This is a genomic window from Prevotella sp. (assembly GCF_051059605.1).
In the GTDB taxonomy this organism is placed as follows: domain Bacteria; phylum Bacteroidota; class Bacteroidia; order Bacteroidales; family Bacteroidaceae; genus Prevotella.
Genome location: NZ_CP050883.1, coordinates 2,064,845 through 2,085,634, shown reverse-complemented (window position 1 = coordinate 2,085,634; position 20,790 = coordinate 2,064,845). Strand labels below are relative to the sequence as shown.

Annotated in this window: 14 protein-coding genes; 6 read left to right on the top strand and 8 right to left on the bottom strand. The window is 37.5% G+C overall.

The annotated features are described in order from the left end of the window. Positions 1–439: 439 nt before the first annotated feature. The 7 genes from HEQ28_RS08240 to HEQ28_RS08210 form a co-directional block, all read right to left on the bottom strand. Entirely contained in the window at positions 440–775 is a 336-nt protein-coding gene (locus HEQ28_RS08240; protein WP_434501788.1) for a hypothetical protein, read from the bottom strand. A 64-nt stretch (positions 776–839) separates the two neighbouring features. After that, the gene (locus HEQ28_RS08235) at positions 840–2,021 is read right to left on the bottom strand and encodes an RHS repeat domain-containing protein (protein ID WP_434501787.1); all 1,182 of its coding nucleotides are present in this window, start codon (positions 2,019–2,021) and stop codon (positions 840–842) included. Between the two features lie 193 nt (positions 2,022–2,214). Further along, entirely contained in the window at positions 2,215–2,514 is a 300-nt protein-coding gene (locus tag HEQ28_RS08230) for a hypothetical protein (RefSeq protein WP_434501786.1), read from the bottom strand. Continuing rightward, a complete protein-coding gene (locus HEQ28_RS08225; RefSeq protein ID WP_434501785.1) occupies positions 2,507–3,127 on the bottom strand; it encodes a hypothetical protein in 621 nt (206 codons plus the stop codon). The genes HEQ28_RS08230 and HEQ28_RS08225 overlap by 8 nt, the downstream gene beginning before the upstream one ends. Position 3,128: 1 nt before the next feature. Further along, positions 3,129–3,959, bottom strand: a complete 831-nt coding sequence (locus HEQ28_RS08220) for an RHS repeat-associated core domain-containing protein (protein ID WP_434504441.1) — start codon at positions 3,957–3,959, stop codon at positions 3,129–3,131. Between the two features lie 294 nt (positions 3,960–4,253). Beyond that, positions 4,254–4,760, bottom strand: a complete 507-nt coding sequence (locus HEQ28_RS08215; RefSeq protein WP_434501784.1) for a hypothetical protein — start codon at positions 4,758–4,760, stop codon at positions 4,254–4,256. A gap of 1 nt (position 4,761) precedes the next feature. Further along, positions 4,762–6,237 (bottom strand): RHS repeat domain-containing protein, encoded by a 1,476-nt coding sequence (locus HEQ28_RS08210; RefSeq protein WP_434501783.1) that lies wholly within the window; start codon positions 6,235–6,237, stop codon positions 4,762–4,764. A 1,417-nt stretch (positions 6,238–7,654) separates the two neighbouring features. Between HEQ28_RS08210 and HEQ28_RS08205 the strand changes: the two genes are divergently transcribed. The 4 genes from HEQ28_RS08205 to HEQ28_RS08190 are packed head-to-tail and all read left to right on the top strand — an operon-like array spanning position 7,655 to position 15,565. After that, a complete protein-coding gene (locus HEQ28_RS08205; protein WP_434501782.1) occupies positions 7,655–8,539 on the top strand; it encodes a sugar phosphate isomerase/epimerase family protein in 885 nt (294 codons plus the stop codon). A 36-nt stretch (positions 8,540–8,575) separates the two neighbouring features. Further along, the gene (locus HEQ28_RS08200) at positions 8,576–10,027 is read left to right on the top strand and encodes a DUF4992 family lipoprotein (RefSeq protein ID WP_434501781.1); all 1,452 of its coding nucleotides are present in this window, start codon (positions 8,576–8,578) and stop codon (positions 10,025–10,027) included. Between the two features lie 24 nt (positions 10,028–10,051). Continuing rightward, positions 10,052–13,360: a SusC/RagA family TonB-linked outer membrane protein gene (locus tag HEQ28_RS08195; protein WP_434501780.1), complete on the top strand. Its 3,309-nt coding sequence runs from the start codon at positions 10,052–10,054 to the stop codon at positions 13,358–13,360. 30 nt (positions 13,361–13,390) lie between these two features. Further along, the gene (locus HEQ28_RS08190) at positions 13,391–15,565 is read left to right on the top strand and encodes a RagB/SusD family nutrient uptake outer membrane protein (protein WP_434501779.1); all 2,175 of its coding nucleotides are present in this window, start codon (positions 13,391–13,393) and stop codon (positions 15,563–15,565) included. 112 nt (positions 15,566–15,677) lie between these two features. On the opposite strand, the gene HEQ28_RS08185 is transcribed toward HEQ28_RS08190, so the two are convergent. After that, on the bottom strand, positions 15,678–18,371 hold the full coding sequence (locus HEQ28_RS08185) for a hypothetical protein (protein WP_434501778.1): 2,694 nt from the start codon (positions 18,369–18,371) through the stop codon (positions 15,678–15,680). A gap of 288 nt (positions 18,372–18,659) precedes the next feature. Here HEQ28_RS08185 and HEQ28_RS08180 point away from each other — a divergent pair, with 288 nt between their 5' ends. Continuing rightward, positions 18,660–19,502, top strand: coding sequence for an alpha/beta hydrolase (locus HEQ28_RS08180; protein ID WP_434501777.1), 843 nt, complete (start codon positions 18,660–18,662; stop codon positions 19,500–19,502). 5 nt (positions 19,503–19,507) lie between these two features. Continuing rightward, entirely contained in the window at positions 19,508–20,614 is a 1,107-nt protein-coding gene (locus HEQ28_RS08175) for an alpha/beta hydrolase-fold protein (protein ID WP_434501776.1), read from the top strand. Positions 20,615–20,790: the final 176 nt, after the last annotated feature.

Below are 20,790 nucleotides of genomic sequence, written 5' to 3'. Positions count from 1 at the left end.
TTATCATACAATAAAGATGAAGGTATTTACTTTCATCGTATTTATCTCCTATTGCTCTGCCTCGTGTCTATTTAGTTAATGCCAAAGATATAAAAAGTTATTTAAGTTTCTAAATATTATGTTTGTATTTTTATCCACCATTTTACAACAGCACAAAATTAAGTAATAATCATCTGCATAGGAATGCAGCAGGGCTGCATTCCTATGCGTCCTCAGCGAGAGAATATTCACATAAGAGCACTCAATCAATTGTATAAAGCAACCCAATGTCTCCCGCAGATTTTTCCTCATAGCACATATCTACACTATCTGCTAAAGCAGTTTTATTCGGTTTGTGGTCAGCTAATAAAATGCCTGAACAATATCACCTGCAGAACTTCCTATGTCACACTTGTTCATCATTATCTATTTGTTTTTTACGCAACACGACTTGATTTAACTATAATTTATTCCCATGTATAGTGCCTGATGCCTTGCGTATTACTTTTTTCTTTCCAAAAAAATATTCTATAGAAGTGTTGTTGTAAAGAGCCTTTTTATCGGCAACCAACCATGTTTCCATAACTTGAATAAACAGACGATGTTTAACTACCTTTGGATATGACAAACAGTATACATAGTCATCTTTCATAGGCATTTCTATCTTTGCTCTTTTACTTTTAACATGCTTTCTTATAGAATTTTCTATACAAGAATCACCATCGAAAGAAAAATAAAGGGTATCAGATTTAACAATCTTAAGAAGATCCTTTATTATATAATCATACTGCTTCAAATAGCTATTTTGAGCATACAAAGTATGAGGTATACTGCATACTATAAATAGCAGAACTATGCTTCTATTTAGAAAACACATACGTCGGACAAGTTGAAATAATTCCATATTTATTATATTTATATATTGTACCATTACCACATCCCACTACATATTCTGCATGATTAGCAGTTTTTATATCTTGCTTCGATGGAGCTTGTTGCCAAAATTTTGAATATCCAGGCTTATAAGTCGTTGAACCACTTGGATGGCTATGCCAATCAGAATTTCCAGATGAAACCAAATTCTTTTTTTTGGAAAGATCTCCCACAGAACCTTTTTTAACATCTTTAACACCAGTATTAGTAAATTTGCCAGAATATTCCCTGTTATTTTCGTTACTAACGCCACCTGTTGCGTCGTCTTCTATACTAGATAGCATAGCTGACATCTCGCTATTACTGCCAAATTGGGTCACATTCTTCATGTGATCACCTGCTAAGTTACCTTTTCGTATTTCTTCTTCAGTTAATATGGCATTCTTTCTTGAAATTGGATTACTAACCCCTTTTTGATCAGGATTGGAATCTTTATATAATTCAGCTGTACTCTGGCTTGTTTTTATAACAAAATTCAAACTATTTGCACAGTTACGTCTTTGTATTTCTATACCACTTTCATTATAATAAACACTATCTAATCCTGCAACATCATAATAAGCAACCGGATTGTTACAACAGTAAGCATACGGCGAGATACTATAGTATTTCTCGCAGAGAGGGTCCATTCTATCCCATCGTGCTGTGACAGGGTTGTACTGGCGTGCTCCATAGTCGTAGGTGTTTAAGCCATGCATGTTGTCAAACTCCTTTCCATTATACTTGTGCTTTTGATCAATGTCATAAGTGGTGCCATCGCAGAACTGCATTCCGAATGGATAGTAGTTGATAGTCTGGACGACATTTCCTGTTTGGCTACCATCTGCTTTCGTTACCTGACGGATGTTGCCAAGATGATCCTTATCGTAGTAGTAGAATGTGAAGTCATCGATATTTGCATTAGAGGAATTCTTTTCTGCCTGACAGTAGCCCTCTTCGAACTGATACTTGTCTATGTGTCCGTTCTTCAGTGTAAGGTTGCCTTTTAGGAGATAGTCATTATAGTCTGTACATTGAATCTCTGAAGGGGCAAGTTCCTTTGTGCAAATGTTTGACCGTATGCTATAAGCATCAATATAAAGATGATATACTTTTTCTCCATAAGCCATTTTCTTTGAATTTTTAAATAGCGTCACTACTTGTTGAATTTAATTCTATTTGGGGAGCAACATTGTTATTTAATCTTGTAAGGTTATAAATGTCACATGGCATAGTAGTAGATATTACGGTTATTTTTCCTTATTGTGTGCAAGTCTTATACTTGTTGATTGTTATAAGTATTATTAAAACACGTACCTTTTACTAGCCTTTTTCCTCTATTATTTTCTTTCCGTCATAGTAGCTGACAATTTTGAAAATCGACTCATTCCTGTAGGCGTATATTACATATACGCCATTCTTTTGTTTCTTTACGCTCTTGACAACAAAACTAGAATTATTTATTTTTTCCAGTTGCTTATTCTCAACAGTTTTACAACTGTTTAGCAATGTATATAGTAGTAATAATATACAAAAACCGAAGTGTTTATGGAAGAGTTGGTATAAAGCCCCACCTATAAAAAGTGTACCTGTAAAGGTTTCTCTTTTATCAGTATTAGTCATGTTTTTTTTCAGAATAATCTTTCATAAAAAAATCCAAACACTTCTCATACAGTTCTTTTTGTTTACGTTTCAAATTATAATAGTATAAGGTATAAGCTCCGCATTGTCTTATGCCAATATATCGGTTATCTATGAATGGTTTATATCTCTCATACATCATAAAACCAGGTATCTCGGGTAAACGATAATTTAATGGCGGAAAACGCAAGCTATGTTCATAATCACATAATGTATCATTCTTAACTGATGGTATGGATACTATGATTTCTTTTCTTTTCGTTAAAAAATAAAATTCAAACTGGTCAGAACTGACTTGACAATTTTCTATTGTAAACTCCTTGGGGATTATTGCCTGAACTGTTTTGATTTGTGGGATAGAAGAGAAATCCAAGTATGCAATGTGCAGATTGTAAACAACATAATTCCTTTCGCTACGCTCAATATCAATAAGGCGTGAAGGGTAATACTCATTATGTCTAGGTTCACAAAAAATTTCCAAAGGAGATTTTCCTTTCGTTAAATTATTTGTCAGATTACCAACAATAAAATCTCCTCCAAAAGCACTCTTGATAGAGATGAGGTAAAGTATAATACAAATAATATATTTTTTCATATTACTTACGATTTAATTTACGAACTACTTCCTTAAATTGTTTCCAAGAGTATGGTTTACTTGTATAATTTCCAGTATAAAACCGAATAGACTCAGTTGTTTGAAAATTTAGTTTGCCGTTTTCACCTTGAGTAACAGGCCCATTAAGTTCACTTCCAAGGATCCAACTTGGTGACTTTGGATCATTTAAGCCGTTTTCTTCTCGCAGCATTCTCCAATTTTTATCAGCTATAGAGGGATTTGTATTAGAACAAGTGTAATTACCATTACCATCACTCCTAAAATCTAAAGGATGATAATGTGCGTCACTTTGTACCTTAATACCTTTTTGCTGTAATTCCTCATAACCTTTGCCCAAATTAACAGAATTATCATCACCATTTAAAATGGAAGAAGTCGTTCCACCGCCCATTACAAAACCTGTTTCTTTACCAATTTTATATCCTTCGTCAAAACTAGTCTGTCCAGAATTGATTTGTTCATCTGATGGAACTTCCATAGCATTATGAACACTTTCTACGCTCCCTGTTTTGCGAATATTTTTAGCTTCATCATCATCATAAATAATATACTTCTTATTATCGTCTATTCCATCTGTAGCCAAGAAATTGCCATTCATGCAATAATAATCACCACACATTCTTCCATCCAAATCAATATTCTTCATAGGATTATTTACGCAATACGTATACGGGCTCACGTTATAGTATTTCTCGCAGAGAGGGTCCATTCTATCCCATCGTGCGATGACAGGGTTGTACTGGCGTGCTCCGTAGTCGTAGGTGTTTAAGCCATGCATGTTGTCAAACTCCTTTCCATTATACTTGTTGATTGTTATAAGTATTTTCTTTCATCGTATAGATTTATCTGCGCTCTACCTAGTGTCTATTTAGTTAATGGCAAAGATATAAAAAGTTATTTTATTTTCCAAATATTATGTTTGTATTTTTATCCACCATTTTACAACAGCACAAAATTAAGTAATAATCATCTGCAGAGGAATGCAGTAGGGCTGCATTCCTCTGCGTCTTCTGCGAGAGAATATTCACATAAGCGTACTCAATCAGTTAACAAAGACCCCTCTAAATGTCTCCAGCAGATTTTTCCTCAGACTATTTATACAGTCTTATTTGAGTATGTTTCTTTTGCTTGTCTTTTTCCAATAGTCCTGGCATTTGTATAACTCTTCACCGAATGACTGATAAGAAACTCGTGTTGAAAATCCTATCGGGGTTTTCCACTTATTCACTTTGTGTAACCTAGCTTTACACCCTCTACGCACCATTTGCATGAGTGGGATATACGGTTCCACCATATTGATATATTTCATTACACTGTCTGGATATTGGTAATTCCCCGAAGGATTGAAACTGTCTCCTAACTTAATGCCATCCTCTCGATCATAAAAAAATATATTGTTATATTGATAATTGAGCAGTCGCCCTTTTCTGTCAAAGTAAAAGGTTACAAAGAACCACATCCTAATATCACGACTTTTAACTTTATATCCCATAACAGAAAAAGGGGGACAATCTAAAGAGCCCAGGTCGAACACCTCGCTAGTCCTGCAACTATTCAGAGACAAGATAAGAAACAGTGCCGCTACATAATTAATAATATACCTTGATTTCATATCATTTTATTTTATAATAGTTTTTAATCAGATTTAGTATGGAGGTTTTGTATAAAGGGTCAATCCTGTCATGATTATATAGTCCGGAACCATTGGCACTAGAGCCCTTGGAAAAATTGTTTAAAGCCTTTTTGTAATTCTCCTGAAGATTTATCCCCGAAGCCGCCATGTCATACATTGCTTTAGTATATATAAGTCCTTGTTTAGTGGAATTGCCAAGATCTCCCGCTGTTACTAGCATATACTCAAACAGATAAGCGTCAACCTCTCCATTGACTGTTGCAGGATTATTTCCCTTAATCTGCTCAAATGCGTGGTAAAGCTCATGCCCGCTCGATCTCATCTTATCAGCAAGGTGATAATCTTTATTCATGAAAAGAGCTGCGTTGAAAATCCCGCCATCTTGATTAGCATTAGGCACAAATTGGATAGTTTTAGGTCCCCCTTCAGAGTTAATATTCTTAAAATCATACTTGTTGGGTGACTTAATTACCTCTTCCAATACCGGTTTGGCAAATTCGTACTTTGATAGTTCATTAAATACCGATACGCAGGTCTCTGCAAAGCTATTATTTGTTGGACAAGTCATTCCGATGTTGTACACAAACGATAGCTCATCCTTACCCTGAAGATAACTAATAGTGACTTCTTGACCGTTAGGGTCTACGAGTTCTATAGGGTTGTTTTGACAATACGTATACGGGCTCACGTTATAGTATTTCTCGCAGAGAGGGTCCATTCTATCCCATCGTGCGGTGACAGGGTTGTACTGGCGTGCTCCATAGTCGTAGGTGTTTAAGCCATGCATATTGTCAAACTCCTTTCCATTATACTTGTGCTTTTGATCAATGTCATAAGTGGTGCCATCGCAGAACTGCATTCCGAATGGATAGTAGTTGATAGTCTGGACGACATTTCCTGTTTGGCTACCATCTGCTTTCGTTACCTGACGGATGTTGCCAAGATGATCCTTATCGTAGTAGTAGAATGTGAAGTCATCGATACTTGCATTAGAGGAATTCTTTTCTGCCTGACAGTAGCCCTCTTCGAACTGATACTTGTCGATGTGTCCGTTCTTCAGTGTAAGGTTACCTTTGAGTAGGTAGTCTGTGTAGTCTGTACATTGAATCTCTGAAGGGGCAAGTTCTTTTGTGTCGCCAATCGCAACAGCGATATTAGGAACAGCAGTCTGATATATCACTCGGAGCTTCTCGCCTGCAGCACTGTAGATGTACTTGGTCACGTTGCCATCAGTGAACTGTATGCGGACTGGATTATTGAGATAGTCATAGTCTATCTTGGCTATCTTACGACCAGCATCGCTTATGAGAGAACCAGCATCGTTGTAAGTTAGAGGATATTCCTTATTAGGCTCTCCATTGAAGTCAGTTGCACCTTCATAAGTGAGCTGAGTTGCATTGTCACGGACACTTGTCAATCTGTTGCCGCCATACGTCATATACAGGTTCTCGACCATGCCATCAATTAAATTGTTATTAGATTATATATTCCACAAAATATGTGGATAGTTCTTTTAGTCGTTTCGTTAAAAACATACATTTTGTTTTCGATTGTAAATATATGTAAAATTATGATAGGGTGGAATGTATTTAACACATTATACCAATATTTTTAATATGTATACAGTAAAAATCACCTGTACTTATTTTTAATAATACAACAACCTCAAGATCACCATATTCCGAGGTATAATACATAATCAGTGCAGTTCACTTAAAATCAGTAATCGTACTTTTAAATAGCTGAATTATAGTTAGTAACATGTTTTTTTAGTCAACGAATCTGAGTTTGTTTCTTTTGAATGGTTGGTGAAGACACATATTGGAATGAATGACAACCAATCTGGTAAGGTTAGACAACTTATTTAATAACAAATGTAAACCTATTCCGGCTAAAGACATTATACCAGAAAAAGTTTTTTTAATGTCACTAATGTCACTTTGTCACAAACCCTTTGTTTATAAGGGCTGAGCGAGTGACATTAAGTGACATTATCGGGGTAAAAGTGACATTAAATGCCAAATCACACCTATTTTTAGCGTTTTATTACAAATTATGATGTTACCAGATTCTTTGCAAGAAATATCATTTAGATATTCTATTAAATAGTGATTAGGGCCTAATCACTATCTAATGTATCGCAAAGTGCAGAGTGATAAGGCCCTTATCACTCAATGATATGTCGGAGAAGCTAATTATATTATCGTTGCGTTTATGCAGCTTTGCAGCTAGTAAAAAATCCGTTTAATGATACTGAGTTTCTGCTATATTGAAGAATGCCTCTGTTTTATTGTTACCAAGTTTTTATTATTCATTATCCATCAACCCGTTCTATCGATCAAACATTTGCGTTTCTACGTTATAAAGTTTCTATTCCATCAATCAAACGCTTTCGTTTTGTCGTTACTAATGTTTTAGTTATATCAACGAGATGTTTGTTGATTAAGATATAGTAAATAAATTTCTATTTTATTCTTTTACTATTATCGAACCATTAAAGTAGTGATCTGGGGACGACAATCTGTTTTATCGTAGAAAATGGCAAATTTTAGTGGAGGATAGTGGATGATAGTGGAGGTATACCTCCACTAGTTAACAGACTGTAATATAATAATTTACGCTTGAAGTGGAGGTTATTTCTGATTTTTGAAACTTTTTATTTTATTTTGTTTTTCTGTTATTAAGATAGTAATGCAAAAGTAATAAAATAGTCATGTATATATAAGTGGCTAAAAAGAATATACAGAATGGATATTAAATGTTTCTTATTAGAATAATTATATTTTTTTATTTTATATGATTACAAAGTTTTGGCTATTTCGTCTATAAAGTTAGTTTAGTTAACTAAGTATCTAATTAGAAAGAAATGCCAAATGGCTGTTAAGTCTTTAAAACTAATCGTACTATCGGTTATTCTGCTGGTACCATTTTTAAAAACAGAATCGCAAAATACACCAAAATATCGTGTTGCGGTGTGTGACTGGATGATTCTGAAAAGGCAAAAACTGGGTGAATTCGCTTTAGCGCGACAGATTAATGCCGATGGGGTTGAAATGGATATGGGACCTTTGGGTAACCGTGTGCTTTTCGATAATAGATTCCGTAATGTCATTGATGCAAATGTTTTCAAGCATACTGCTGATAGTTTGGGGGTTGAAGTACCATCGATAGCGATGTCTGGTTTCTTTGCACAAAACTTTATAATACGTGAAAACTATGTAGAATTATTGAAAGACTGCTTTAATACCATGAAGATTTTCAATAGCAAAATAGCTTTCCTACCTTTGGGGGGATGTGGAAATGACTGGAAAAAAGAAGGTGCAATGCACGATTCTCTTGTCGGTAGACTGCATGTTGCGGGTGAAATGGCTTTGAAACGTGGTTTTGTTGTTGCTATTCGTACAGCAATGGATGCAAAATATGATATCAAACTATTGAAGCAGATTAATAGCAAAGGTGTGAAGATATATTATAACTTCCAAGATGCTGCTGATTCACAACGTGATATATGTAAGGAACTTAAAAGACTGGGGCGCGAAAATATAGCGCAGATTCATGCCAGTAATACAGATAGCGTAATTCTGAGATACGATAACGAGATAAATTTGCCTAAGATAAAACGCACTCTTGATCGAATGGGGTGGAGCGGATGGCTTGTTGTAGAACGCAGCCGTGACGTGAAGCGCGTGAAAGATGTGAAATATAACTTCGGAAGTAATGTGGAATATCTCAAGGAAGTGTTTTGGGAAAAGAAATAAACTAAAATGATATGTTAAACTTAAAAACGTTAAATCATGAAAAAGAATCATTTCATTGCACGACGTAAAATAGGCGGCTACCTGATGTTGGGTGTAGCTATCTTGACTTTAGGCTCGTGCGCACAGGATGGTTTTGACAATGGAGAACGATTTACTACTGTTTCGGGTGTGAAGCTCGAATCACCAAGTGCCGATTCTATTGTTGTAACTCCTGATGCAAGTGGTGCAAAACAAACAATCTCTTGGCCTGTGGTGTTTGGCGCAGGTGGATACATCGTGTCGGTGTATGACGTTACTACTCCTGATAAACCTGTTGTTGTAGATAGTATTGAAAACAAACTTGTTGACGGTACAGCAATAACATTATCTCGTAAGGAGGATACCTATTATAAGTTCTCTATAAAGTCTGCAGCAAATGTTAAGGCTAATAATACAGGGTCCGAAAAGAATTCTGAATTTTCATATAATACTTATACTCCTACTTATAAGACAATTCCTGATGGTACAGATTTGACTCAGTATTTCGCAGCTAAAGCACTCCCTGCCGATAGCACATCTATTGATTTGTGTTTCGATCTTGTAGAGGGTGGTAGTTACACAATGTCTGGTGTTATAACTCCAGGACTTAATAAGATTACACTTCGATGCACAAATAAGAACAAGCGTCCAACAGTGATATTTACCGGTAATGCTGGTTTTATTATGGATGCTGGGCTTACATTGAAGAACATCAATATTGATTGTGGAACTTCTACAGCGCCATTTGTTTCGATGAATGCAACACCTCTTATTAAAAATATTGTAAATACCAGTTATTTCTTCTTGAAGGACAAATTGAATATCCAGTCTTGTAATATTGATAAAGTAAATAATTACTTTGTTTATGATAATAAACAAGTTGTATATGTAGAGAATGTAGTTGTAAATAATTGTATTGTACATCTCACACCAGCTGCAGTGTTGGATGCTGTATTCTATCTAAATAAGGGTGGAAATATATTGTCGCTTACAGTGTCAAATTCTACATTCTATGAAACAGGTTCTTTCGATTATAAGTATTTCTATCAGACAAGCGGTCGTGCAAAGAATATTAGTTATTTAAGTAACACAACTACTTATGCGAATAGTACATTCTATAATGTATGTAACAACGGACAATTGGGTAACTACAATGGCATGGCAGGGCAGACTAATGCTTATTGGAATCTGACAGACTGTATATTTGCGTATTGTAGTCCTACTGGTGTAGCTCGTAGGTTCTTGACGAAAACAGCTCAGAAGACTGCTACATTCAAGAATAATACATACATGCAGAAAGGCACTAGCGGTGTAATCTTTGATAATCCTGCTGGATATGATGATACAGGAACAGACATAAAGGAAAATCCTGGTTTTAAAAATCCTGATGGAGCTGACTTCACTATTAGCAATGCTACTCAGGTGAATGCAAAGACTGGAGATCCAAGATGGCTTCCTTCTGCAGAATAACAACTAATCAAATGGAAACATATTATGAAAAGTAAATATATAAAGACTCTGGCTCTTGGACTGGCTCTGACTTGTGCTGCGCCTGCAATGGCCCAGAACAAAGTGGTTCAAGGAACGGTTGTCGACGAAAGTGGCGAACCGATTATTGGCGCTACCATACGTGTTGCCGGCAGTAAGAACGGAACAGTCTCTGATCTTGAAGGAAACTATAAGATAACAGTTCCTAACGGAGGCAAAATAACAATAACTTATATCGGATATAAAGATGCCACCACAACAGGAGGACGCACTCAGTTAGTAACAAATTCTACTGATTTGACTGACGTTATAGTTGTGGGATATGGTACTCAGAAAAAGGCTCACTTAACGGGTTCTGTGGCAACTGTTCCTGTTGCAGATATTCAAGATCTTGCTAATGGTGGACTTGCTAGTAGTCTTAGTGGATTGGTCAATGGATTAAGCATCAGCGGAGGAGACGCCCGCCCTGGCGAAAATGCTAAGATGTCTATCCGTGATACAAACTCACTTGGAGATGTTGGCTCAAACGCTCAGGAACCACTTGTCGTAATTGACGGATATATTTATCCTAATGATGTGAAGGTTGGTAACACGACTCAGAATCTTGGTGTTGAGGCTTTCAATAATCTTGACGCATCTGAAGTTGAAAGTATTTCTGTATTGAAAGATGCTTCTGCTGCCGTTTATGGTGCACGTGCTGCCAATGGTGTTATCCTTGTAACGACAAAAAAGGGTAAGATGGGAGCACCAAGCATTAGTTATAGTGGAACATTTGGTTTTGCCGATGAAGTGGCACGACCAAAGATGCTAAATGCTTATCAATATGGTCGACTATATAATGCAGTAGCTGCTGCTGATCCAACAAATACATCACTCAATAAGAAGACCGCTTTGTTCCAAGCTGATGAACTAGAGGCAATGAAGGGACTTAACTATGATTTGCTTGATAAGTATTGGGAAACCAGTACTACAATGAAGCATAGTGTGAATGTGAGTGGTGCGACGGACAAGGTAAATTATTTTGCAGGACTGTCTTACTATGACCAAGGTGGTAATTTAGGCAAACTTGATTATAATCGTTTTAACTATCGTGCAGGAATTGATGTTAAAGTGAGCAAATGGCTAGGTGCAAATCTTACTGTATCTGGAGATTATGGTTCACAGAAGACTCCTTTGGTAAAGGTTGGTGGCTCTAGTACAGAAAAGGACTATAATCTTTTGCTTACACATCCTTATTATATACCTGAGTCTGTAAATGGATATGCTATTCCGGCTTATGGCGTAAGCAATTCTCAAAAAGATCAGAGTCAGGGTTACAACTATGGTGTACTTCAAAATAATGGTGACTATAAGAAGAATATGAATTCTAATATCAACATCATGGGTAGTTTAAACTATGATTTTGGTTGGAGTGACTTATTGAAAGGCTTGAAACTTAGCTTCTCTTATAGTAAGAGTATCAATACTGATAAAGGCAATGAATATGGAACAAAGTACACACTGTATCAGATGACAAATAGATATGGTAGTGGCAACCATCTCTATACTCCCGTTACAGGCGATGAGGATGCTTCATATCTTTCTCCTTCTAACTTCGTAGGAATAACAACTTCAAACGGTAACTATCTTGAACGTTCAATGACGCGTACAGATAACTATCAGTTGAATTTCACTGCACAATATGCACGCGACTTCGGTCAGCACCATGTTCAGGCTTTGTTCTCTGTAGAGAAGTCTGAAGCTGAAAGTGAATATCTTACAGGTCAACGAGAAAGCCCTTATGAATTTACTACTGGTCAGTATAATGCCGCAACAGGTGAGATGACAACTACTTTTACACGTAGTGAGAGTGGTGCATTGTCGTATATTGGTCGTGTGAATTATGCTTACGCAAACAAGTATTTGTTTGAATTCCTTGTGCGTTCTGATGCGTCAACAAAGTTTGCTCCTAAAAACTATTGGGGTACATTCCCTGCAGTCAGTGCTGGTTGGGTTTTGTCTGAGGAACCTTGGTTCAAGAAAAATGTCAAGTGGATGGATTTCTTAAAACTTCGTGCTTCATTCGGACTTACTGGTCGTGATAACACCGCTGCATGGCAATGGATGCAGGTTTATGCTCTTGATGCTAATAAGGGTACAGTATTTGGTGAAGGAACTGGCAATGATTCTAGTAGTCGAATTACGATCAATAAAAACAATTCAGCAGTAAACTCTGACGTCCATTGGGATAAGGATTATAAGTTCAATGTAGGTGTTGACGCAAACTTCCTTGATCAACGTCTTGGCCTTACATTTGATTATTATAGAGAATGGAATCGTGAAATGTTGATGAATATCCTTCAGACAGTTCCTTCTACAGTAGGTACAGTTTCTGCAGCTTCAAATCTTGGCGAAATGGATTCATGGGGTTGGGAACTTTCTCTTAACTGGCACGACAAGATTGGTAAGGATTTCAAGTATAAGATAGGTATTAACACAGGATATTCAGACAATAAGGTGCTGAATATGGACTGGGAAGACGAATATATCTATCGCCAGATTAGGTATGGCACTCGTTCAAACGTAGGTACATGGGGAATGCAGTGCATAGGTATGTTCCGTAGTTTCCAGGATATAGACGAATACTTTGCAAAATACAATATCACATCCTACATGGGATTGACAAAGGACAAGGTTCGTCCTGGTATGCTTATGTATAAGGATGTGAGAGGTGCTCAACAGGCTGATGGTACTTATGCAGCTCCTGACGGAATAGTTGATCAAAACAATGATCAGGTTTGTTTGTCAAATCGTGATAATATCTATGGTTTCACAATGAATTTAGGGGCAGATTATAAAAACTTTTCTATAACAGCACAGTTAGGTGCAAGTTGGGGAGGATATACACTTATACCTAGTGCAGCTCTGAAACCAACAGGAAGTCTCGAGTATTGCAATATGCCTTCTTTCTGGAATGTAGACAATATGTTCTCTTATAAGGATGTTTATGATGCTTCTGGTAAACTTGTTGTTGCCCAGAACCTAGATGGATATTATCCAAATTTAGCCTATACTGATGTAAATGCTGTAGCTTCTAGTTTCTGGCGTGTAAGTGCTGCACAAATAACCCTCAATCGCTTGACTTTGGCTTATACAATACCTTCTTTGTTGGTAAAGAAGATAGGTTTACAAAGTGTACGTCTTAATGTAACTGGACAGAATCTCATTAACTTCCTGAACCCATATCCTGATAAATTCATGAATTCGATGGCTGGTTCTTATGGTAGTTATCCTAACCTTAGAAAGTTCACTGTTGGTGTGAACGTAAGTTTCTAACAGACTGTAAAACTATAAATAGTAATTACAATGAAAAATAATATTAAAATATCAGTTATCTGCATGGCAGGTCTGTTGGCAATGGCTTCATGTAGTGACGGTTTTCTTGAAGATAAGAAAAACTATGATAATGTGAATTCAGATATCTATAATTATTATAGTGGATGTAACGGTAGAGTTAACGATGTATATAGTTGGTGTCTGCCAACTTCAAATGATATGTCATGGAAGTATCCTTCTATGGGTAATGCTGATATAGCAGGACAGTCTACAGAGGAATACAGTGGATTCAGTGATTTCGTAAATCCGGACATAGAATTGTCTTCAACAAGTACCACCAATCAGGTTCCTGATTACTTCATGGCTACACAGTCGAATATACAAGAGGCTGTATATGGTCGTATCCGTAATATCAATGATGTAATTGAGGGCATCAACGGAGGAACGCTTTCTCAGGATCAGAAGAATATATTGCTAGGACAGTGCTATTTCTTCCGTGCATGGTGTTATTATAATATCGTGAAATGGTATGGTGGTGTGCCTATCGTTACAGAAACACAAGATCCTCTAGTGACATCTGTTACTCCACGTTCTTCAACAAAGGCTTCAATTGAGTTTATATTGAGTGACCTTGATAAGGCTGCATCTTTGCTTGCTTCAAAAACCATGAGCGGCGGTTGGAGCGGTAGTGATTATGGAAGAGTGACAACTGGTACTGCTCAGGCACTGAAAGGTCGTGTTTTGTTACTTTGGGCTAGTCCTATCTTCAATCGTGCAAATGATGAAGGTCGTTGGACAAAGGCATATACAGTTATGAAGCAGGAAATGGATAGTATCAAGGCTTGTGGCTATGGACTTTATCAGGGCTCTGGTGAAAACGCACAAGGTTTTGCCAACATGTTTACACAATCAGCAAAGAATCCGGAAGCTGTATTTGTAACTCTTTACAATAATGTAACAGGTGATGGTCTTGACAATCAGAAAAATAATACATGGGAAAAGGGTATCAGACCAAAGAATGCTGGTGGTAGCGGAAAGAATGCTTCGGCTATGTTAGTTGATATGTTCCCGATGAAAGATGGTAAGATTCCTTCTGGTACTAGTACATATACCAGACTGGAAACATCTGAGGATGCTTATGATCCAGAAACACCTTTCGTAGATCGTGATCCACGTTTTTATCGTACATTTACATTCCCTGGTTTCAGATGGGCATATAATGGCGATTATAGTACAGCTGTAGCTAACAATCCTTCTGACGGAAAGAATTTCGTTTTGTGGAACTATGTATGGTACACATCTCTTGATGATCAGGGCAATGTAGAAAGTGGAAACTCTTATGGTGCTGATAACTTGTTACTAAATAGATCTGGTGTATACGTGCGCAAAAAGACAGATGACCTTGATGCGAATGGCAGTCCTCTTTATACTTTCGTTGCAGCAGATGTAAAAGGTGCAGCTCCATATTATTCAGCAGCCCCTCTTCTCGAAATAAGATTTGCTGAAGTGTTGTTGAACTTTGCTGAGGCAGCTTGTGGTGCTGGACATCTTGATGAGGCTGTGGATGTGTTGAAGCAGATTCGTGAGCGTGTAGGGTATACTGGTGATTGTGGATTACAGGCAAATCTTTCATCAGATCAGGCTGCATGTATGAGCGCTATATTATACGAACGTCAGATAGAATTCGCCTACGAAGGCAAACGCTTTGATGATATGCGTCGTTGGATGCTATTTGATGGTGGTGCACAGAAAGTTGCAGGTGCTCCAGCTTCTTGGACTCTTACAGGATGGGGTGGAAACACTTGTACATGGTTGGGTTTCAAACCGTTTAACGGACAGCGTCGTGAAAACATGGAATTCCGTGTAGCCGATAAATATGGTGTTGGAGGAACTACTTATGATTCTGATCCAATGGTAAAGGCTGGTGTTACACGCCCTGCTGGCGTTGATTTGCGCAAACCTATTACTGATCAGGTTACTCAATTGGCAACTTGGTATAAGAGTAACCTAAAACGCAAACTTAAGAAGGGTGATGGATATAATGCACAGCACGTTTCTGAGTATATGAATTTCCGTCCAAATTATTATCTGTTGGGTTTATGTTCTGGTGCATCTTCTGCCAATAAGGCTTTGCCTCAGACAATAGGATGGGCAGACTATAATAAGTCTGGTTCTGCTGGAACATTTGATCCATTGGCTGAATAATCCAAACAAAACAATCGCCACATACTTTGACTGTGGCGATTGAAACTAAAAATAAAATGAGGACACTTCAATATAGAAGTGTCCTCATTTTGTATATATATGAATTGTTGATTTAGCTATTCATATTTTTCTTTCCTTTAGTAACTACGATACCATGTGTTTTAGCTTCAACTCTTTGTCCTAAAATGTTATAGCATTTTTCGGTATTTGTCTTTTTGTCGTTGCTTACATTATTTATAGCAGTGGTATTTCCGTCAATATAGAAATTGAATACACGCTGCATCGTGCCCCAGCCATCCTTATCAGATGCCTTTATTGTTATGGTGTAGAAACCTGTTTTGTTATTTCCTGAATTTACTGTAAGTGTGTTTGCACCATCAAAGTCATAGATAATGTTGCCAGAACCGCTAAGTTCAAATGTCGGACTATTCGTAAAGCCTGCGAAGAAGTCTTTCAGGTTTATAACAGAAGTCTCATTTTTATATATTGTGAAATGAGGTACTGCAATCCAGTTAAGATAATCTTCAAGGTTTGTATATCCGTCTCCGTTTGCATCTCCATTATTATCTGCAGTTGTTGTACTTAGTGAGTTGGCTTTCTCCCACCAGTCTGGCATTCCATCTCCGTCAGTATCGAAGTTAGAACTGCGAGTAGCATCATTTACGTTCAATCCGCCAAATCCTTCACATCCTTTGTCTTCCTCAGAGTCAATAAGTCCAGCTTTACCCGAAACACTACCTTTTGTAGAAGTTGTTCCGTTTATTGTCTCATTAATCATTCTCGTGTCGTGATTGTCGAGTGAAGGCATGTTGCATCCTACGTCGCTCAAAACATCCTTATAGGCTGATTTGGCACTTTCTATAGTTGCTTCACTTGCAAAGAATGGCTTATCAACAAATACCTGCCAGTTATATACTTGACTTGCTTCAACGCGATAGGTCTCATTTTCCTTGTCCTCAGTTAAAGTTCCATCTTTTTCCTGTCGGAGATTACCGTTTACGTAGTATGATTGTGAGCCAGTACCAGTACCTTCCAACTGTGCTCTTAGCAGATATTTCTGTGTTGTGGCAGGACCTTCCTTGTAGAAGTTACCTACAAAGTTGGCTTGGTGTGAGCCTCCGTCACATGCACGTCCTCCCCAGTTGTAAACAACATTGTTGAAGATGTCGTGATGCCCGTCATAAGCGCCGCTTCCATCCAGTCCTCCACTTATACTCCAGTTTCGGCCTTCGTCGTGTGCAAGGAGGTTGTGATGAAACGAACCAACACCAGATGCCTCACCGCCTCCAATTGTAGCAGCGTATCCATGGGCAGTTCCTGCTTTATAATTAGGATGACCTGCAACATTCAATGCTTCTGATATAAGCGTGCGTTGTAATGTTATGCTGCGTGCGTTGCGGCTACTGAAAGCTTCGTCGATAGTCCATCCGATAGAACAGTGATCCATAATAGAATTGTTGTTTCCAGCCATACCCATACCATCAAGTCCTGCAGCTTTGTATTGATCATCAATAACACCGTTTGTCTTAGTTTTATGTCCTAGTCTCATGCGCATGAATCTGGTTATTCCGTCTTCAGCCATTCCGAAAGGGCAATCACGAAGCATGATACCGTTACCTGGTGCTGTTTGTCCAGCAACCGTAACATACTTATCCGAACATGTAAGTCTGTTTTTTAGTGCAATCACTCCGCCAACGTCAAAAACAATAGTCCTTGGTCCTGCAGCTTTCTTTATTCCATATCTGAACGACCCACTAATAGGATTCGCATCATCACCGTTATCTGCAAGTGTTGTTACATGATATACGCTTCCTCCACGTCCGCCGATAGCATATTTGCCATAACCTTCTGCACCTGGGAATGCAAGATGTCTGGGACGGAATGTCCACAAGTCACCTTCATATATGTTCCCGTTAGCATCCTCTTCATCTATTTGCCAGAAATATTCATTAAGGTTATACATGTTGCTTAGTTGATAATATGCGTCTGTAACTGTTGCCAATTCATGCATGTTATCTAAAGATGTTCCTATTTTTACATGATGTTTCACAGCTGTAGAAGCTGCTTTCCATTCTAGTTTTACGTTTCCGTTGTCAGCGTCAACGTGGTAATCTCTGTTTGCTGGAATAGGAGTTGATGCTGTAGTTTTAGGATTTGGGCGGTCAAGTACCAATGCATTGATCGTGAGACTTGTCGTTCCGTTATCTTTCGTGTAGTCTTTTCCTGATTCAGGTGTGGTCACATACCATATTGTTACGTCCTTTCCTTCCTCGGCATTAAACTCTACATACGACATTCCGCAATCGTCAGTATTCGTAACTCTGCTTGATTGTTTCACGCCTGTTTGTACCTTTGTTCCATTAACGTAAACATCTAGCTTGGCAGGAGAGTTTCCGTCGGTATCATTGTGATATGTCAATAAGGTATGCTTGCCAGCAGAAAGTCCACTTATTGTGACAATCATCTTTACCGATCCACTCCGAATCATCGTCGTATTTCCACTTGCGTCAAGTTGGTATACAGTTACGCCGTCAGAAATAAGTTTTGAGAATTTGTTTACTCCGTCTTTCCACCAGCATGACTTCATTGTCATTCCTGTTGCGGAATCATCCAATGCCATTTTAACCGTGATGCCACTGTCTTGAAGCAGCATCGATTCTGATTTTGTAGTAGCAATAGCCCATGGAGTAAAACCGTCTTCAGTTACTTGTGAAGCCTGTCTCCCTGCAAGGTTGAAGTCTATTTGTTGCGCATTGGCAGACAAACCGGCTGCCATTGCTGTGATTATAAGCAGTTGTCTTTTCATATTAAATTAATGTCTAAATTATAATAAGACGTATGAAGCTAAAAAAGATACTCATTGGGATTATCTAAAAAGCATACTGACAGACAAATATCAGAATATATATATAAGTAAATGTAAATACTATGAGTATTATTGCCTCTTGGTCAATCTTTTTCAAATATTAAACACATTTCTTTTGTTATATATTAATTTGGATATGTAACATTGCATAAAGTATTTGAAACATTTGAATATAGTATAGTGGAATATTTTTTGTTACTTTGCATATTGAAAATAAAAAATCTGATAATGAAGAAAACAATTTTATCATTTCTACTCTTATTTGTTTGTGGCGGAATGTTTAGCCAAGATAAAGGTAGAATTGAATATATGAAAATGCCATGTAAAATGTTGAAAGGCATATCACAACGCGACTATACATTATATCTTCCTCCTGGCTATGATGCTGAAAAAGCAGAGAAATATCCTGTGCTCTATCTATTGCATGGTGGTGGTTGTGAAGATACACAATGGGTGACGGATGGACATTTGCCTGATGTTGCTGATAGCCTTATCAATAACCATATTGTTCCTAAAATGGTTATCGTTTGTCCAGAAGCCAACAAGAATAAAATGATTTGGTTTAATGACCCAGACTGGACTTATGAAGATTTCTTCTTCAAGGAGTTTGTCCCTTATATAGAAAGTCATTATCGTGTGCTTAATGATAAAAGTAAGCGTTCTTTGGCAGGCTTTTCTATGGGAGGCGGTGGCTCTGTGGTTTATGGAGTACATCATCCAGAATACTTTAACATGGTTTATGCCATGAGTAGTTATCTGCGTCGTCAGCCATTGGAATTTCTTAAAAACGATCCGCTTGGTGAATGGAGACAGACTGTAGTAGAGAGAAATAACCCTATAAAGTATGTTGCAGAATGTCAGCAGACAAAGATTAATGAACTGAATACTGTTCGCTGGTTTATTGATTGTGGAGATGATGATTTCACATTAGAAGGCAATATGGATCTCATAAAGACTTTCAGAAGTCGTGGTGTTCGTTATCAATTTCGTGTGAAAGATGGTAATCATAATTGGGACTATTGGCGTCCTGCACTTGTTGAGGCAATTAAAAACGCATTTATAAACAAATAAAAACCATGAAGAGACAATTATTTTTAAGTATGCTTGCCATGGTATCTGTAGCTACATTTGCACAGACACCAGCAACAACTAACATTAACAAATCTGGCTTTCCAAAGATAATGCCAGATAACAGTATTGAATTCAGTATCAAAGCACCTGAAGCACAAAAGGTTCAGTTAGACTTGGGACGCAAGTATGACATGACAAAAAATGCAAATGGAGTTTGGACAGTAACTACAGAACCACAAGGCTCTGGAATTCATTATTATAGTTTAATCGTGGATGGATTGTCAGTTGCTGATCCATCAAGTGAATCATTCTTCGGATGCAGCAGGATGATGAGTTGTGTTGAAGTACCTTATGCAAAGGAAGACACTCGTTTTCAAGTACGCGATGTTGCTCATGGCAATGTTAGCACAGTGAGATATTTCTCAAAGGTGACAAATAGCTGGAGAGTGATGTATGTATATACCCCTGCCGGATATGATAAGAATATTGACCAGAAGTATCCTGTGTTGTATATAATGCACGGTGGCGGCGAGGATGCACGTGGATGGGTACAGCAAGGTAGAGGTGATATAATTCTTGATAATCTTATCGCTGATGGCAAAGCTAAACCAATGTTGATGGTAAGTTTTGATGCCAATGTTGGAGGCTTTGATAATGTTGGTAAAGAGATATTGGATAATGTAATCCCTTCTGTAGAAAAAGATTTCCGCGTTGATGCTTCTGCTGATAGTCGTGCTATTTCAGGTTTGTCAATGGGTGGAATGTTCACATTGTATGTTGGTGTTCCAAATACAGACAAATTTCATTATCTAGGTGTGTTTAGTTCTGGATGGTTTGCTAAGTCTTCACCATTCATGAATGCAGATAAGGAGCGTGATGCCAATTATGCATATATTGATAATAACGTATCGCTATTGAATAATAATCTGAAACAGTTTTTTATCACGATAGGTGGTAAACCTGATATTGCTTACGACAACTGTCAGATAATGATGCAGCATTTGAAGCAGAAAGGCGTGAAGTTTGATTATTACGATTCAAAAGACGGTGGTCACACATGGCCTGTATGGCGTGAAGATTTATATCTATTTGCGCAAAAGCTTTTCAAATAAAGAAGATGTGATTTTAGAGTCTTGATACTCTCTTTATAATCTTATACATAAAACGATCGAAAAGCTATTATATATTTAGCTTTTTGGTCGTTTTCCAGTAAGGATAAAGTTTAACTAAGTTGCGTTTCGGTGTTACTATAAAACTTTGTAAGATTACCAATAGTAGCTAATCATCT

Coding starts and splice junctions, on each gene's coding strand:
- HEQ28_RS08235 (WP_434501787.1), bottom strand. CDS start 2,021: ATGGCTTATGGAGAAAAAGTATATCATCTTTATATTGATGCTTATAGC.
- HEQ28_RS08230 (WP_434501786.1), bottom strand. CDS start 2,514: ATGACTAATACTGATAAAAGAGAAACCTTTACAGGTACACTTTTTATA.
- HEQ28_RS08225 (WP_434501785.1), bottom strand. CDS start 3,127: ATGAAAAAATATATTATTTGTATTATACTTTACCTCATCTCTATCAAG.
- HEQ28_RS08215 (WP_434501784.1), bottom strand. CDS start 4,760: ATGAAATCAAGGTATATTATTAATTATGTAGCGGCACTGTTTCTTATC.
- HEQ28_RS08210 (WP_434501783.1), bottom strand. CDS start 6,237: ATGGTCGAGAACCTGTATATGACGTATGGCGGCAACAGATTGACAAGT.
- HEQ28_RS08205 (WP_434501782.1), top strand. CDS start 7,655: ATGGCTGTTAAGTCTTTAAAACTAATCGTACTATCGGTTATTCTGCTG.
- HEQ28_RS08200 (WP_434501781.1), top strand. CDS start 8,576: ATGAAAAAGAATCATTTCATTGCACGACGTAAAATAGGCGGCTACCTG.
- HEQ28_RS08195 (WP_434501780.1), top strand. CDS start 10,052: ATGAAAAGTAAATATATAAAGACTCTGGCTCTTGGACTGGCTCTGACT.
- HEQ28_RS08190 (WP_434501779.1), top strand. CDS start 13,391: ATGAAAAATAATATTAAAATATCAGTTATCTGCATGGCAGGTCTGTTG.
- HEQ28_RS08185 (WP_434501778.1), bottom strand. CDS start 18,371: ATGAAAAGACAACTGCTTATAATCACAGCAATGGCAGCCGGTTTGTCT.
- HEQ28_RS08180 (WP_434501777.1), top strand. CDS start 18,660: ATGAAGAAAACAATTTTATCATTTCTACTCTTATTTGTTTGTGGCGGA.
- HEQ28_RS08175 (WP_434501776.1), top strand. CDS start 19,508: ATGAAGAGACAATTATTTTTAAGTATGCTTGCCATGGTATCTGTAGCT.